Annotated in this window: 12 protein-coding genes; 4 read left to right on the forward strand and 8 right to left on the reverse strand. The window is 67.6% G+C overall.

What is annotated here, in order from left to right; all coding sequences use genetic code 11:
- Positions 1-136: 136 nt before the first annotated feature.
- Both ACFQ9R_RS23150 and ACFQ9R_RS23155 read left to right on the forward strand, forming a co-directional pair.
- A complete protein-coding gene (locus tag ACFQ9R_RS23150) occupies positions 137-1,351 on the forward strand; it encodes a hypothetical protein (protein WP_378636028.1) in 1,215 nt (404 codons plus the stop codon).
- Complete coding sequence (locus ACFQ9R_RS23155; RefSeq protein ID WP_378993201.1) at positions 1,342-2,244, forward strand: Abi-alpha family protein; 903 nt, start codon at positions 1,342-1,344, stop codon at positions 2,242-2,244. The genes ACFQ9R_RS23150 and ACFQ9R_RS23155 overlap by 10 nt, the downstream gene beginning before the upstream one ends.
- Positions 2,245-2,302: 58 nt before the next feature.
- Here the strand turns inward: ACFQ9R_RS23155 and ACFQ9R_RS23160 are convergent, their stop codons facing one another.
- Both ACFQ9R_RS23160 and ACFQ9R_RS23165 read right to left on the reverse strand, forming a co-directional pair.
- The gene (locus tag ACFQ9R_RS23160; RefSeq protein WP_378993202.1) at positions 2,303-4,093 is read right to left on the reverse strand and encodes an ABC-F family ATP-binding cassette domain-containing protein; all 1,791 of its coding nucleotides are present in this window, start codon (positions 4,091-4,093) and stop codon (positions 2,303-2,305) included.
- Positions 4,094-4,291: 198 nt separating this feature from the next.
- A complete protein-coding gene (locus ACFQ9R_RS23165) occupies positions 4,292-5,227 on the reverse strand; it encodes a 4-(cytidine 5'-diphospho)-2-C-methyl-D-erythritol kinase (RefSeq protein ID WP_378993204.1) in 936 nt (311 codons plus the stop codon).
- Between the two features lie 153 nt (positions 5,228-5,380).
- Between ACFQ9R_RS23165 and ACFQ9R_RS23170 the strand changes: the two genes are divergently transcribed.
- A complete protein-coding gene (locus ACFQ9R_RS23170; RefSeq protein ID WP_378993206.1) occupies positions 5,381-5,587 on the forward strand; it encodes a heavy-metal-associated domain-containing protein in 207 nt (68 codons plus the stop codon).
- Between the two features lie 346 nt (positions 5,588-5,933).
- Here the strand turns inward: ACFQ9R_RS23170 and rsmA are convergent, their stop codons facing one another.
- The 5 genes from rsmA to ACFQ9R_RS23195 form a co-directional block, all read right to left on the reverse strand.
- Positions 5,934-6,818: a 16S rRNA (adenine(1518)-N(6)/adenine(1519)-N(6))-dimethyltransferase RsmA gene (gene rsmA, locus ACFQ9R_RS23175; protein WP_378993208.1), complete on the reverse strand. Its 885-nt coding sequence runs from the start codon at positions 6,816-6,818 to the stop codon at positions 5,934-5,936.
- Positions 6,819-6,852: 34 nt separating this feature from the next.
- On the reverse strand, positions 6,853-8,010 hold the full coding sequence (locus ACFQ9R_RS23180) for an alpha/beta fold hydrolase (RefSeq protein ID WP_378993210.1): 1,158 nt from the start codon (positions 8,008-8,010) through the stop codon (positions 6,853-6,855).
- Positions 8,011-8,131: 121 nt separating this feature from the next.
- Complete coding sequence (locus tag ACFQ9R_RS23185) at positions 8,132-9,277, reverse strand: alpha/beta fold hydrolase (RefSeq protein WP_378993211.1); 1,146 nt, start codon at positions 9,275-9,277, stop codon at positions 8,132-8,134.
- A 196-nt stretch (positions 9,278-9,473) separates the two neighbouring features.
- Positions 9,474-10,601 carry a transglycosylase family protein gene (locus ACFQ9R_RS23190; protein ID WP_378993213.1) on the reverse strand — a complete coding sequence of 376 codons (1,128 nt, stop codon included), beginning with the start codon at positions 10,599-10,601 and terminating at the stop codon, positions 9,474-9,476.
- Between the two features lie 172 nt (positions 10,602-10,773).
- On the reverse strand, positions 10,774-11,628 hold the full coding sequence (locus tag ACFQ9R_RS23195) for a TatD family hydrolase (RefSeq protein ID WP_378993215.1): 855 nt from the start codon (positions 11,626-11,628) through the stop codon (positions 10,774-10,776).
- A 1-nt stretch (position 11,629) separates the two neighbouring features.
- Here ACFQ9R_RS23195 and metG point away from each other — a divergent pair, with 1 nt between their 5' ends.
- Positions 11,630-13,198: a methionine--tRNA ligase gene (gene metG / locus ACFQ9R_RS23200; RefSeq protein WP_378993217.1), complete on the forward strand. Its 1,569-nt coding sequence runs from the start codon at positions 11,630-11,632 to the stop codon at positions 13,196-13,198.
- Between the two features lie 62 nt (positions 13,199-13,260).
- On the opposite strand, the gene ACFQ9R_RS23205 is transcribed toward metG, so the two are convergent.
- Entirely contained in the window at positions 13,261-14,451 is a 1,191-nt protein-coding gene (locus ACFQ9R_RS23205; protein ID WP_378993219.1) for a DUF418 domain-containing protein, read from the reverse strand.
- Positions 14,452-14,475 lie beyond the last annotated feature (24 nt).

The following is a 14,475-nucleotide window of genomic DNA, read 5'->3' on the forward strand; positions in this document are numbered from 1 at the left end:
TCACCGGGTATCGGCAGGAGGGCGTGTCGTGTTGGAGAGTGTGTTCGGGTTACACCCGACACTCCTGCTAGAAATTCTGACCATTCCTCTTTTCACAGGAATTATCGGTTACATAACCAACTGGTCCGGCATTCTCATGCTGTTCCAGCCGATCAAATTCCACGGATTCCGACTGCCCGGTCTGCGCGCGGTCTTCCCTTATCTGCCCAAGCGGATCCAGGTATTGCCGCTGCTCAGCTATGACGGCCGGATCGGCTGGCAGGGCATCGTGCCCTCGCGTGCCGACAAGATGGCCAGCATCGCGGTCGACAAGGGCCTGTCCAAGCTGGGCAGCGTCGCCGACTTCTATCGCGAGCTCGACCCGGAGAAGCTGGCCGAACATCTGGCCGAGGTGGCCGACGCGCAGATCCGCGACATCGTCGAGGTGATCTTGCGCCGCGAGCATCCACAGCTCTGGTACAACCTGCCTGTTCAAGTCAGGGAGATGATCCATCAGCGGGTGCGTTCGCAACTGCCGGAGATCCTGCGCGACCTCACCATGGAACTCGGCGCCAATATCGATCAACTGCTCGATGTGAAGCAGATGGTGATCCGCTACTTCCAGGCCCGACCACAATTGCTCAACCAGCTGTTCCAGGTGCTCGGCGCCAAAGAGCTTCGGTTCATGCAGAACTTCGGCTTCTACTTCGGCGCACCCTGCGGCCTGCTGCTGGTGCTGGCACTGCACACCACCGGGCTCTCGGCGCTGGTCGTGCTGCCGGTCGGCGGGATCATCATCGGCTGGGTGGTGAACTGGATCGGGATCAACATGATCTTCGCGCCCGCCACACCGAAGTGGTGGTGCCCGTGGCGGCAGGGTTTGCTGATCAAGCGCCAGCCCGAAATCACCGCGGGTTACGCGGCATTGGTGTCCACCGAGGTCGTCACGGTGGCCAACATCGGCGACGAACTGCTCAACGGACCGCGCTCGGACCGGACCCTGCAGATGCTCGAGGACACCCTGCGCCCGGCCGCCGACCGTGCGCTCGGGCCCGCGCGGCCCGCGGTGAAATTCATGCTCGGCAGCCGCGAATACGACTCGCTGCAAACAACTCTCACCACGCAAGCCATGACGATCGCGCCCATGGCGTTCGCCGACCCCGCGTTCAATGCTCAGCAGAGCAGGCAGGTCAACGATTACATCGCCCGGCAAATGTCCGCACTTTCTCCCCATGACTTCGTGGACATGCTGCGCTCGGCGATCAAACAGGACGAATGGTTGCTTTTTGTCCATGGCGGCGCGCTGGGACTGCTCGCCGGATACGCTCACATCCTGGTCTTCGGAACAGGAGTAGCGACGACATGGATGTAGACGACGGGACCCCGTCCACCGACATGGTGCGACGATCGGTACCGCCGCTCGAGGTATCCCACGACAGGCGTGGCCTGCTGCCCGTCTCACCGGTGCGCACGGTTCGGGCTGCGACCGGGGTGGCGCGCGTCGCGCTGACCGCCGCCTCGGGAATGACGCTGTGGACCCTGGACACCGCGCTCGGGGTGACCGTCACGGTGTTGCGCGGCAGCATGGCGGGCAACCCGCCCAACGAGGTGCTCGCCGAAGCGGAAACCGAAGTGCGCGACCGGCTCCGGCACGCCCTCGGCCTGCCGACGGGCGCCGAACACCACCACGAGGACGGCACGCCGACTCTGCGTGAGCAGGGCGCCGAACTGCTGCGCCTGTCCGCCAGCACCACCGCCGCACAGCCCGACACCCATCCGGCCTATCCCGGGATTCTCGCCGAGATCACGCCGGACGAGGCACGGATCCTGCGCTTCCTGCACGTCGACGGGCCGCAGCCCGCCATCGATGTGCGCACCGGGCGGCAGCGGGCGTTCGGTGGCGAGCGGTTGATCAGTGGACTGACGATGCTGGGCGACCACGCCGGCCTGCGGTTTCCGAACCGGGTGCCGCAGTACCTGCCCAACCTGCGCAGGCTCGGGCTCATCGAGTCCACCCGCGAACCCGTCGGCAACCCGCACCGCTACCAGGTCATCGAAGCCCAGGAGCAGGTGCGGGAGGCGTTGAAGCGCCCCGGTTTCGGTACGAAGGTGAGCTACCGCAGCATCCTGCTCACCGAATTCGGCGCCGACTTCGTCCAGACGTGTTTACCGGTCGTCATCAACGACGGCCGCGAAACCACTGGTCCGCCTCCCCGCGACTTCGGGCCGGACTCGAGTGCGCGGTCACGGAGCGTCGGCGGCTGACAGCAGGACTCCCGCCGAGTCAGCCCGTACCCCGGGAGTTACCCATGTGCGTGCGAGATCACTGGTCGGCGGCTTCTGCCAATTCCATCCAGCGCTCTTCCGCCGCTTCTTTTTCGGCGACAACTTCCTTCAGCTCGGCTCCCAGCTTGACCAGCTTGTCCGGGTCTGTCGCGGCGTCGGCGAGGGCGGCATGGAGTTTCTGTTCGCGCTCGTCGAGTTTGGCGATGCTGCGTTCGACCTTCGACAGTTCCTTGCGGGCGGCGCGGCGGTCGGACGAATCCGTCGAGGTGCCACCGGTCTTCGCGGTGAGCGGCTTGGCGTTGCCCGCCATGGTGGCGCGCTTGGCGAGGTAGGAATCGATGCCGCCGGGCAGGTTGGTGAGTTTGCCGTCGCCGAACAGGGCCCAGGTGGAGTCACAGATGCGCTCGACCAGGTAGCGGTCGTGACTGATGACCACCAGCGTGCCCGCCCAGTTGTCGAGCAGATCCTCGAGCTGCTGCAGGGTGTCGATGTCGAGGTCGTTGGTCGGCTCGTCGAGCAGCAGCACGTTCGGCTCGGCCATCAGGATGCGGGTGAGCTGCAGGCGACGGCGTTCACCACCGGAGAGGTCACCGACCGGGGTGCGCTGGCGGGCCGGGGTGAAACCGAGCCGTTCGGCGAGCTGACCGGCCGAGATCTCCTTGTCGCCGAGCATGATTCGCTGTGCGACCTGCTGCACGGCCTCCAGCACCCGCATATCGGTGGGCAGGTCGTCGAGTTCCTGCCGCAGCCAGCCGATCTGCACGGTCTGGCCCTGGATCCGCTTGCCCTTGGCGGGTTCGGTCTCCCCGGCCAGCGCGCGCAGCAGCGTGGTCTTGCCCGACCCGTTCACACCGACCAGGCCGACCCGCTCGCCCGGCGCGAGTCGCCAGGTGAGGTCGTCGACCAGCACCCGGCCGTCAGGGGTGGTGAGGGCGGCATCCTCGAGTTCGATCACCACGCGGCCCAGGCGCTTGCGGGCGAACGCGGCCAGCGAGACCGAGTCGCGCGGCGCGGGCACATCGGCGATCAGGGCCTCGGCGGCCTCGACGCGATAGCGCGGCTTGGAGGTGCGGGCCTTGGCGCCGCGCCGCAGCCAGGCCAGCTCCTTGCGGGCCAGATTCTGTCTGCGCGACTCCGAGGCGTCGGCCTGACGTGCGCGTTCGGCGCGGGCGAAGATCCAGTCGCCGTAGCCGCCCTCGTAGGTCTCCACCTTGCCGCCGACGACCTCCCAGGTGCGGTTGGCGACGGTGTCGAGGAACCAGCGATCGTGGGTCACGACGACGAGCGCGGTGCGCCGGGCGACCAGGTGTTCGGCCAGCCACTGCACACCCTCGATGTCGAGGTGGTTGGTCGGCTCGTCGAGGACCAGCAGGTCCAGGTCGCGCACCAGCGCCGCCGCCAGGGCGACGCGGCGGCGTTCGCCACCGGAGAGGTTCGTGACGAGGGTGTCCAGGCCCAGATCGGCGATGCCGATGCCTTCGAGGATCGAGCGCACGCGCGAGTCGGCAGCCCACTGGTGGTCGGCGATGTCGGCGGTCGACAGGTCGTCGGACAGCCCGGCGAACACGATCGAACCGATGCTGGCGCCCTCGGGCAGCACGCCGCGCTGGGTGACCACGGCCATCCGCAGCCCGCCCACTCGGCTCACCCGGCCCTTGTCGGGCGGCTCCAGTCCGGTCAGGACCTCGAGCAGCGTGGTCTTACCGCCACCGTTGAGGCCCACCACCCCGATCCGTTCCCCCGCGTGAATTCCGAGGGAGACGTCATCCAGCAACGGCTTGACGCCGAAGCTCTTGGAGACCTGTTCCAGGTTGATCAGGTTGGGCATTGCCGCCTCTCCGCGACTTCAGGCCAGACATAGGTGCGGGGTTGCGGTGCGTCGGCGTCCGACGGGGGGATTGCTGGACCAGTTGGCCCGTTCCCGGTGAATTACCCATGTTCGTGCGAGATCTGTTGATTGCGATCATAGTGGACGCCGCCGGTCGCTCTGACCGGCACCGCGGCGGCCGGACTCAGCTGGTGGTCGTCAGCGTTTGGAGTGTGCCTCGGTGTCGAGCACGCGGGCGCCCTGAACAGGACCGGTGGCCGTGCGCACGCTGCGGCACACGCCCGCGCCTGCCAGCTCCGCGGCGACACCGATCGCGGCCTCCTCCGATTCGCAGAGGAACGCGCATGTGGGCCCCGACCCCGAGACCAGCCCGGCCAGGGCGCCCGCGCCGACGCCCGCGCGCAGCGTGCGGCGCAGTTCCGGTTTCAGGGAGAGTGCCGCGGCTTGGAGGTCGTTGCCGAGTAGCGGCGCGAGGGTGTGCGGGTCGCCGGCGGCCAGTGCCTGCATGAGTTGCTGGGGATCACCGAGGCGCGGCGGCTCCCCTTCGGCGCGTAGCCGGTCGAGTTCGCGAAAGACCGAGGGGGTGGACAGACCGTCCTTGGCCAGCGCGAGGACCCAGTGAAAGGTGTTGCGCGACAGCACCGGAAGCAGGCGTTCGCCGCGGCCGGTGCCCAGTGCGGTGCCGCCGTGCAGGGAGAACGGGACGTCGCTGCCGAGTTCGGCGGCGATCGTGGACAGTTCCTCACGGGTCAGGCCGAGGTCCCACAGCTCGTTCAGCCCGACCAGGGTCGCGGCCGCGTCGGCGCTGCCGCCCGCCATACCACCGGCCACCGGGATGCCTTTGGTGATCGCGATCTCGACCAGCGGGGCACGGCCCGCCAGATGCGCCAGGCGGACCGCAGCCTTCCAGACCAGGTTGGTGCGATCGGTGGGCACCTCGGCGGCGCCTTCGCCGCTCACCCGCACGGAAAGCGAGGCCGAGGGGGCCAGACGGAGGTCGTCGGCGAGGGACAATGCTTGGAACACGGTGGTCAGGTCGTGGTATCCGTCCGGGCGCAGATCAGCGACTCCGAGATGCAGGTTCACCTTCGACGGAGCTCGCACGACGACCGGGCTGGGCACAACTGACAGCACGATTCCCCAGCGTAATAGGTTCCACCGACTAGTACGCACGCCGAATGCCCGGCACTCGGCCGAGGGGTTGCGCCAGGTACCCTTGGGGGGTATGTTCGTTCGTGTCGGGGACATACCCCTGGACCGTATATTGGAAGAGCGAAGGAGCCGGCCATGGCCACCACCACCTACACCGTCACGGGGATGACCTGCGGACACTGCGTGAGCTCGGTCAAGCAGGAGATCGGCAAGATCGATGGCGTCACCGGCGTGGAGGTCGACCTCGCCAGCGGCCTCGTTCGCGTCGACAGCTCGGGCGAACTGGCCGACGCCGATGTTGCCGCCGCGGTCGACGAAGCGGGCTACGCGCTGAGCGCCTGACTCCACCTGTGCTGGGCGAGCAGGCGCCGCGCGCGTCCAGCTCGCCCAGCATCGACCCGGTTCGCGACAACGCCCCCGTTCACCGTGGGTTCACCCACGTCAGGACGCGTCACGAATCATCCACAACGTCATCCACATCTTTCCCCGGACGTGGTGCGACACAAATTTCCGGGTTCCACCGGGAGCGCCACCCGCCGATCATGATCAACTCCGAGTGCCGCGAAAACCGGTTGTCCACAATTGCTTTCACAGGGGCACCACAACCCGCGCCGGTGAACGGCCGGTGTACTGCGGGTTCTCCTGCGGGAGCCCACGATTCGCCGCACGGGCGAACCGCTCGCGCCGATCAGGTCGTCGCAGCCAACCGGACGAACGCCGACGTCTCCAGGGTCTCGCCCCGTGCCGTCGGATCGATCCCGGCGGCGACGAGTCGGCGCTCGGCCTCGGCAGGCGAGCCCGCCCACCCGGACAGCGCCGCCCGCAACGTCTTTCGCCGCTGCGCGAACGCCGCGTCGATCACCTCGAACACCCGCCTGCGATGCGCGTCGTCCATCGGCCACGGCGCTTCGGCGTATCGGTCGATCCGCACCAGACCCGATTCGACGCGCGGCACCGGCCAGAAGACCTGCGTCCCCACGTGACCGGCCCGCCGGACCTTTCCGAAGAAACCCGCCTTGACACTCGGCACCCCGTACACCCGGTTCCCCGGCTCGGCGGCAAGCCGGTCGGCCACTTCCGCCTGGACCATCACCAGCGACACCATGATGCTGGGCAACGTCGCGAGCAGGTGCAACAGCACCGGCACGGCCACGTTGTACGGCAGGTTCGCCACCAGCGCGGTCGGTACGGCGGGCAACTGCTCCGGACGCACCCGCAGCGCGTCTGCCTCGACCACGCGCAGACGCTCGACCAGGCCCGGCGCGCGATCAGCGACGGTTTCGGGCAGATAGTTCGCGAGCACGGGGTCGATTTCGACGGCGACCACCTGGTCGACCACGTCGAGCAGCGCCAACGTCAGCGAGCCGAGACCCGGGCCGACCTCGAGCACGGTGTCACCCGCGCCGACACCCGCCGCGGACACGATGCGCCGCACGGTATTGCCGTCGTGCACGAAATTCTGTCCGAGCTGCTTGGTGGGTCGGACACCGAAACGCTCGGCCAGGGTCCGCACCTCGGCGGGACCGAGCAAGGCGGCACGGCTACCTCGAGCGGAATTCTCTGGTTCGGACACTGCTAGAACCTACCAACCTCGTTGATCGGGCAGCTCAGCGCTGTGTCGGGGCCGCGTTGACGCGCGCGAGGAAACCGTCGATGGCGGCGAGCTGCTCGGGCGAGACCGAGCCGTGCTGGCCGTTGCCGAGGACCACCTGCTGGTCGACGCCGTTGGCCGCGAACTGGGCGACCAGCGCCGCGTGCAGCGGCGACGGCACGACCATGTCGGCGACGTTCATGGACAACAGGATCGGGGCATCGTAACCACTGGTCGGCAGCATCATGTAGGCCGCGAGCGGATCGCGCAGCGGAGCGAGCGGGCGGGCCAGCAGGTCGGCGGAGGTGACGCCCTTGGTCGACGCAAGGATCTCGTCCAGGCACTGGCTGCCCGCTGCGTCGACAATTTCCTTGCCGCGCGGAGTCAGGTAGGAGTCGATGTCGAGCGCGGGGTCAGTGGCGCGCAGACCGGCCAGGATGCTGACGATGAACGAGGTGGTGGCGCTGGAAAGCCCCGGCACCATCGGCGTCGTCGGGCTGACGAACGGCAGGATTTTCTCCACGTCCGAGGCTGGGTCGATCGCGGCGACACCACGGAAGTCGAGCTCAGGGGCGTACTCAGCCTGCACGTGCGCCGCGCTCAGCGCCGCGTGGCCACCCTGTGAAACGCCGAGCACGCTCCAGGTGCGCGAGAGGTCGTGGTTGGCGGCGCGGGCAGCACGGACCAGATCGATCGTCGCAGTTGCCTCGCTGCGCACCTCGAGGTACGGGTGCGGGCCGGTGTCGAATCGGCCGAGGCCGAGGTAATCGGGCGCGATGACGGCGAAGCCCTGGTCGACGAACCGCTTCAGCAGCCGGTCCTCCCCCCCGCGCTGCTGTTGGAAGGGCGCGGTCTCCGGATCGGCCTGACCACCGCAACCCGGGCCGGAGCCCGAGGTGCCGTGGTCGTATGCCAGGATCGGCCAGCCGCCGACCGGTGCGTCACCTTCGGGCAGGAACATCGCGCCGCTGGCCGGGCGCTGGACGCCGGCCGAGTCGGTCATCCAGTACTCGACCGACGAGCCACGGTCGAGCCCGTGCCAGCCCGCGGGTTCGGCCTGCACCGAGATGAGCGAACCGGGCGCCTCTGCGGCGGCCGGAGCGAATCCGGCCGCGGTCAGCGCACTCGCGACCAGCGTGGCGACGAAGGTCGCGCGAATCGGGTTGTTCAGCACAACTCAGTCTCCCTACCAGGCGATCACGATCTTGGACGAGTGTACAGATCACGGCGGGCCGGGCCCTGGATCAACCGACATCCATGCAGACCGATGGGCAGTGCCGGAGAGCGGCAGGCGATCAGCGCACCCGGGCGAGGAACTCATCGATCGCGGACCACATCGCGGGATTCAGCTCGCAGTGACTACCCGTCCCGACCACCGGTGTGTAGTTCACGCCGCCCGCGGTGAACTGGGCGGCCAGTGCCGCGTGCAGTGGCGAGGGCACCGTGCGGTCGGTGGCGTTGACCAGCAGCAGGATCGGCGCGTCGTAACCGCTGGTCGGCACGGTCATGTAGTCGGCCATCACCGACCGCAGCGGCTCGTCGCCGAGGGAGCGGCTGAGCATCGCGCCCAGCGTCAGATCAGCGACCCGGTCGTCGATGGCGTCCGAGCACAGGGCGCCGATCTCGTCGAGGACCTGGCGGCCGAGCGGGCTGAGATAGCTGTCGACCTGCGCGTCCGGGCGGGCAGCGCGCAGTCCGGCCAGGATGCTGGCCGAGAACCCCAGAATCCCGCCGCTGAGGCGATCGGGATTGCCCGGCCCGAGCAGCGTGGCCACCTTCTCCACGTCCGATTCCGGGTCGATCGCGATGGTCCCGCGGAAGTCCAGCTCCGGCGCGTAACTGGCCTGCCGGTGCGCGGTGCCGAGCGCGGCCTGCCCGCCCTGCGACATCCCCGTCGCCACCCACACCGGCGAGAGATCATCGCGCACAGAATGCGCGGCCCGGAGCATGTCGATGGTGGCAGTGGCCTCGGTGTCGATGCCGAGATACGGATGCGGACCGGTATCGAACCTGCCGAGCCCCAGATAATCCGGCGCGACGACAGCGAACCCTTTCGACACCAGATACCGCAGGAAAACATCCTGCCCCACTTGCGATTCCGGCCACGGTGCCCCCGCCGGATCCGACTGTCCCCCACACCCCGCCCCGAGCCCGGTAGTCCCGTGGTCATAAGTGACAACAGGCCAACCACCCGCAGGCGCAACACCACTCGGCAAATACAGCGCACCGCTGGCGGGCTGCGACACACCGCCCACCCCGCGCGTCCAGTAGTCGATGACCTGAGCCCCCGACATCCCGTGGAATCCATCCCCCTGCGGAACAACCGCGATAACAGTCCCCGGAGCCTGCGCATGCGCCACCGGCAGCGGCACACACACCCCGACCCCCGCCGACAGAACCGCCGCGGCCACCGAACGCCTCCAGGCCGAAACCCTACGCATCACAACCACCCGTCGACTCGTCACCGACCCGACCCCGCCGCACGAGCACAGCAGACCCGGCGAAACGAGAGCACGCTAACAGGCTGGGCTGTTCCGCCTCTGCGCGTGTCCAGCGTGTCGCCCGGAGCCCGAGTGCCAGTTCTCGGCCCCACGCCGGAGTGGAGGTGGCTGAGAGTTACCTACTGTTCTTGCGAAATCAGCTGATTCCCAGGCGTCCGGTGCACGCGGGCCAGGCACCCCAGCCCTGACGGGCCCGCGTCACCTCGGCGATCGCGATCTGCTCTTCGCGGCTGGCCAGGTCGGCGCGCGGTGCGTACTTCAAGCCACCCTGGCGTTCCCAGGTGCTCTGATCGAACTGGATGCCGCCGTAGTACCCGTTGCCGGTGTTGATCGCCCAGTTCCCCGTCGACTCACACTTGGCCAGCGCATCCCACACCGCACCGTCACGCACCGGCGGAACCTCGGTCCCCGGCTTGGCGCCCTTGCGGATCGTCTTGTTCTGCGCGGGCGTGATCACATTCGAATGCACCTGCACGCGTGAGGCTTCGACGCCGTTCACCATCTTCACCGCGAACGTCGCCTCGTGCAGACCGGGCATCCCCGGGTTCTCCACCACGGTGCGGCTCATGTTCATGGTCACGTCCTCGATCACCGTTTCGGTGGGATCGAGCGGCAGGGTCTCGGTGCGCTGTTCGGTGCGCTGCCGGGTGACGACGACCTGCATACCCTCGGCGAGGGGGGTCGTGGCGGCGGGCTCGGTGAAGTCCTCGTCCTTCAACGGAACGCCCGCGGCCGTGAGGAATTCACCGATGGTCGCGGCGGCGAGGCGCACATCGACCGGGGCTGCGCCACCGTCGACCAGCGCGATGGTGCGCGGGGTGTACACACTCAGCGCCGCACCCGCGAGGGGCAGTTTCTCGGTGCGCGAGGGCAACACGTGGGTGTCGGACGGGATCTGCATCGATGCCAGCGCGTCGCCCGCGGTGGTGCCGGTGGTCCACACCTTGCGCTCGACACCGTCGACGGTGACGGTGATCTCGCGGCCCCGGTTGAAGGTGATGGTGGCGCCGTCGCCGACCTTGGCGCTCGCGGCGGGGATCACCTCGTCGTGTTCGGCGATCTCGTAGCCCGCGTCGGCCAGGATGGCGCGCACGTCGCGCGACATCGTCGAGAGCTCGGTCCGTTCGCCGTCGATGACGATCGCGACCGTCTTGTGGTTCACGATGGCCAGCGAGGCGCCGACGAGAAGAATCAGCAGCATGGCCGCCACCGCTGCGAACAGCAGCGGTGAACGTGACGAGTTGATCCGCGCAAAAGCTGACATGATTACAGGACGATAACGACGCGGTGCGCGGTAGACAACACCAGGCCGCCCGAACAGCGGGATCGTAGATCACAATTCGATATAGACCGCGCTGGTAGATAACGATGTCAGCGAAGGAATGTGAGCCGACTCACGTTTAATGTCCAGCCCCCTGTCGATCCGGCGAAACGGACTACCGAATCCGATACAGCCTGCGCGCGTTGGCGGTGGTGATCTCGGCCAGCGTCTGCGGGTCCTGTTCCCGCACTTCGGCGAGCGCGCGGACGGTGTACGGCAGGCAGTACGACTCGTTCGGCGCACCGCGATACGGGTGCGGTGTCAGATACGGCGCATCGGTTTCCACCAGGATCTGGTCGTCGGGCACCAGCTTGGCGGCCTCGCGCAATTCGTGCGCGTTCTTGAAACTCACCGTGCCCGAGAAGCTCAGCACGTACCCCTCCGCCACGCACGCCTCGGCCATCGTGGCGTCCGAGGAGAAGCAGTGGAAGATCACCGTGTCCGGCGCACCCTCGTCGAGCAGCACCGTGAGCAGGTCGTGGTCGGCTTCGCGGTTGTGGATCATCAGCGGTTTGCGCACGCGTTTGGCCAGGTCGATGTGCCAGCGGAAACCCTCGATCTGGGTTTCGATGTCGGCGCAGCCGTCGAGCTTGCCCGGCCAGTAGTAGTCGAGGCCGGTCTCACCGACCGCGACCACGCGCGGGTCGGTGGCGAGGTGCTCGAGCTCGGCCTTCGCCGTGTCGTCGAGGGCGTTGGCCCGGGTGGGATGCAACGCGACAGCGGCGTACACCCGCGGATCCCAGTTCGCGGCCCGCACGGCCCACTGCGCGGCGGCGAGATCGTCGGCGACGGTCACCACGTGCCCGACACCGGCCGAGGCGGCCCGGTCGACGATGGCCGCGGTCGACGCGGCATCGGTTGCGCCACAGGCATCGAGGTGGGTATGCGCGTCGATCAGGGGCGCGAGCGGCGGCGGAACAGGCGGAGCCGGACGATTCGTGTTTGCCACCCGGATTAGAGTAGTGCCCATCATGAGTGCAGCCGAAGGCGCCGAGGCGCCCGCCTTCTACGTCACGACGGCCATCGCGTACCCCAACGGTGTGCCGCATATGGGCCACGCGTACGAGTACATCTCCACCGACGCGATCGCCCGTTTCAAGCGACTCGACGGTTACGACGTGTTCTTCATGACCGGCACCGACGAGCACGGTCAGAAGATGCAGCAGACCGCCGCCACCGAAGGCATCCCGGTGCAGGAGCTCGCGGCCCGCAATTCCGACGTCTTCGAGGCGATGGACAAGGCGCTCGACATCTCGTTCGACCGCTTCATCCGCACCACCGATGACGACCACATGGCCGCGAGCGTCGCCATCTGGGAACGGATGCTCGCCAATGGCGACATCTACCTCGACAACTACTCGGGTTGGTACTCGGTGCGCGACGAGGCCTTCTACAACGAGGACGAGACCACCCTCCTCGCCGACGGCACCCGCGAGTCCACCGAGACCAAGACCCCGGTCACCTGGTCCGAGGAGTCGAACTACTTCTTCAAGCTCTCGGAGTATCAGGACAAGCTCCTCGCCCTCTACGAGGAGCGGCCCGAATTCATCGCACCCTCGACGCGGCGCAACGAGATCGTCAGCTACGTCAAGTCCGGGCTGAAGGACCTGTCGATCTCCCGCACCACCTTCGACTGGGGTGTTCCGGTCCCCGGCGCGCCCGACCACGTGATGTACGTGTGGGTCGACGCGCTCACCAATTACTTGACCGGCGTGGGCTTTCCGAACACCGACTCCGCCGCGTTCGAGAAGTTCTGGCCCGCCAACCTGCACATCATCGGCAAGGACATCACCAAGTTCCACACGGTGTACTGGCCCGCGTTCCTGATGTCGGCCGGGATCGCACTCCCCGACCGGGTGTTCGTGCACGGGTTCTTGTACAACAAGGGCGAGAAGATGTCGAAGTCGACGGGCAATGTCGTCGACCCGCTCTCGCTGGTGTCCACCTACGGCCTCGACCAGGTGCGGTTCTTCCTGCTGCGCGAGATCTCCTACGGCCAGGACGGCAGCTACAGCAACGACGCCATCGCGGGCCGCATCAACGCCGACCTGGCCAACGAGTTCGGCAACCTGGTCCAGCGCAGCCTGACCATGGTCAACAAGAACTGCGACGCCAAGTCCCCCACGCCCGGCGAGTTCACCGACGAAGACCGTGCGCTGCTCGACCGCGCGAACGGGCTGCTCGCCAAATGCCGCGCCGAGTTCGACGTCCAGCAGATGCACCTCGCCCTGGAAGCCATCTGGCTCACCCTCGGCGAAACCAATCGCTACTTCTCCGCCAATGCCCCCTGGGCACTGCGCAAGTCGGGCACCGCAGAAGACCTGGCCCGCATGGCGACGGTCCTCTACGTCACCCTCGAGGTGGTCCGCATCGTCGCCATCCTGGTCCAACCGGTGATGCCGGGCTCCGCGGCCAAGATCCTGGACCTGCTCGCCCAGGAAGGCCGCACCTTCGCCGATATCGCCACGCCCCTGGCCCCCGGTCTCGACCTGCCCGCGCCGGAACCGATCTTTCCGCGCTACGTCGAGCCGAAGGAATAGTCGAACGAGCTGTGGCGCACGGCCTTTCGCCGTGCGCCACTCGTTCGCAACCGCCGGGTATCTCAACTCACCGTGGTCGGCAGCGTTCGCCAAGCCGGTCTGCGACCGATGGTCACCCATCGCAGGATCCATTCAGCGGGGCCGTAGCGGTGCCGGCGCAACCACAGCGCGCTCACCCAGAGTTGCGCCACGAAAACGAGTAGTGCCAGTCCCATCGTTGCCAACGGCGACAAGCTGCCGGCCGCACCGAATCCGACGCCGGTGAAGATCACCAGGCCGATCGCGGACTGCCCCAGGTAGTTGGTCAACGCGATCCGTCCCGCGGGCGCGAGCGCCGAGCGGATCCACGCGGTGCGCGGACTGTGCATCGAGCGCAGCAACGTCGCGACGTAGGCGGCAGCGAGCAACGGTGCGGTGGCGACGCTGACGGCGACCGCGAGCGTGTGCCCGGTACCCCCGCCGAGCGTGTACACCGTGCTGCCCGCCAGTCCCACCGGAAAGCCGACCCACTGGATTCGCCGCAGGATCGGTTCGTCGCCGCGGACCCGCGCGAACAGTTGCCGGCGACCCGCGACCAAGCCGAGCAGGAACATCGCCAGCGCGGTGGGGCCCTGCAGACTGACCGCCTGCAGGATCAGCAACACCAATCCGTCGAGGTGCTGGCCGATGATGTCGCCCCAGCCGCCCAGCATCGCCGAGGTGGCCTGTTCGGCGTTCGCGTGCGCCACCTCCGGTGCGGGCAAGAAGCTCGCGGTGTCGAGGAAGAACCCGCTCAGCAGCAGACTCACCAGCACGGCACCGTACAACGCGGCGGCCACCCGCAGCGCCGTTCGATCCCGGCATCGCCGCATCCAGAACAGCACCAGGCAGGCCAGCGCGTAAGTGGTCAGCACGTCGCCGCCGTACAGGAAGACGATGTGCAGCACGCCGAGCACGAACAGCCCCGCGATCCGGCGCAGCATGCGCGGTTCGAAGGCCACTGCGGCGGCGGCCGCCGATTCCATCTGCAACGTGAAGCTGTAGCCGAACAGGAACGAGAACAGCACATAGAACTTCATGTCGACGAACACCGACGACAGGCCGCGCACAGCGTCGTCGAGGGGCGAGGTGAAGGCGGGATCGATGACCAGATTGCCGGGATATCCCGAGGCCATGAAGGTGATGTTGACGACGAAGATGCCGAAGAGCGCGAAGCCGCGCAGCGCGTCGACGTCGCGTACTCGCGGTCTGGGGGCGACCAGTTGATCGGTCATGCGGGTTGCCAACCTCTCGGATAG

The sequence above is a fragment of the Nocardia sp. NPDC056541 genome, assembly GCF_042794235.1.
Classification (GTDB): domain Bacteria; phylum Actinomycetota; class Actinomycetes; order Mycobacteriales; family Mycobacteriaceae; genus Nocardia.

What these genes read in the sequence shown, in the direction of transcription:
- ACFQ9R_RS23190 (WP_378993213.1), bottom strand. Translation starts at nt 10,601, where the DNA reads ATGTCAGCTTTTGCGCGGATCAACTCGTCACGTTCACCGCTGCTGTTC.
- ACFQ9R_RS23150 (WP_378636028.1), top strand. Translation starts at nt 137, where the DNA reads ATGCTGTTCCAGCCGATCAAATTCCACGGATTCCGACTGCCCGGTCTG.
- metG (WP_378993217.1), top strand. Translation starts at nt 11,630, where the DNA reads ATGAGTGCAGCCGAAGGCGCCGAGGCGCCCGCCTTCTACGTCACGACG.
- ACFQ9R_RS23160 (WP_378993202.1), bottom strand. Translation starts at nt 4,093, where the DNA reads ATGCCCAACCTGATCAACCTGGAACAGGTCTCCAAGAGCTTCGGCGTC.
- ACFQ9R_RS23205 (WP_378993219.1), bottom strand. Translation starts at nt 14,451, where the DNA reads ATGACCGATCAACTGGTCGCCCCCAGACCGCGAGTACGCGACGTCGAC.
- ACFQ9R_RS23170 (WP_378993206.1), top strand. Translation starts at nt 5,381, where the DNA reads ATGGCCACCACCACCTACACCGTCACGGGGATGACCTGCGGACACTGC.
- ACFQ9R_RS23155 (WP_378993201.1), top strand. Translation starts at nt 1,342, where the DNA reads ATGGATGTAGACGACGGGACCCCGTCCACCGACATGGTGCGACGATCG.
- ACFQ9R_RS23185 (WP_378993211.1), bottom strand. Translation starts at nt 9,277, where the DNA reads ATGCGTAGGGTTTCGGCCTGGAGGCGTTCGGTGGCCGCGGCGGTTCTG.
- ACFQ9R_RS23195 (WP_378993215.1), bottom strand. Translation starts at nt 11,628, where the DNA reads ATGGGCACTACTCTAATCCGGGTGGCAAACACGAATCGTCCGGCTCCG.